Genomic DNA, 1,078 nt, shown 5'->3' with positions numbered 1-1,078 from the left:
CTATCGACAGGCGCCAACCTCAAGCAGCAAGAAGTGGACTCGATTGTCGATATGGTCGCGAGTGCTGTTCCAGGCATGAAGACATCGCGCATTACCGTCACTGATCAGCATGGACGTTTGTTGAGCTCTGGTTCGCAAGATCCGGCATCTGCCGCGCGTCGTAAAGAGCAAGAGTTAGAACGCAGCCAAGAACAAGCATTGCGTGAAAAAATCGACTCTGTTCTGTTGCCTATTCTTGGTTTTGGTAACTACACCGCGCAAGTGGATATCCAAATGGATTTCAGTGCGGTTGAGCAAACTCGTAAACGTTTCGACCCAAATACGCCATCGACCCGCAGCGAGTACGCGCTAGAAGATTACAACAACGGCAACATGGTAGCAGGCATTCCGGGTGCGCTTAGTAATCAGCCTCCGGCGGATGCTTCTATTCCGCAAGACGTCGCGCAAATGAAAGACGGCTCGGTAATGGGGCAAGGCTCTGTACGTAAAGAATCGACCCGCAACTTCGAGCTAGATACCACGATTAGCCATGAGCGTAAGCAAACGGGCACCGTGGCGCGTCAAACTGTTTCGGTTGCCATCAAAGACCGTCGCCAAGTTAATCCAGATACAGGTGAAGTGACTTACACACCAATGTCGGAAGGTGAAATCAACGCGATTCGTCAGGTGTTGATTGGCACCGTCGGCTTTGATCAATCTCGTGGTGATTTACTTAACGTATTGAGCGTCAAGTTTGCCGAGCCAGAAACCGAGCAGCTTGTTGACCAACCAATTTGGGAACACCCGAACTTCAACGATTGGGTTCGTTGGTTCGCCAGCGCTTTAGTTATCATCGTGGTTGTGCTTGTACTGGTTCGCCCTGCAATGAAGAAACTGCTTAACCCAGCTGGTGATGACGACGATGAAATGTACGGCCCAGACGGCTTGCCAATTGGTGCCGATGGCGAAACCAGCCTAATTGGTAGCGACATTGAAAGCAGTGAGCTGTTTGAATTTGGTTCAAGTATCGATCTGCCTAACCTTCATAAAGATGAAGACGTACTGAAAGCGGTTCGTGCACTTGTAGCGAACGAACCAG

At 50.3% G+C, this 1,078-nt stretch carries 1 protein-coding gene; it reads left to right on the top strand.

What is annotated here, in order from left to right; genetic code table 11:
- The coding region (fliF, locus tag R7P67_RS26155; RefSeq protein ID WP_318086497.1) for a flagellar basal-body MS-ring/collar protein FliF at positions 1 to 1,078 on the top strand (1,078 nt) is incomplete at both ends.

The sequence above is a fragment of the Vibrio sp. Vb0937 genome (assembly GCF_033338855.1).
This window is presented reverse-complemented; position numbering and strand designations above follow the sequence as displayed.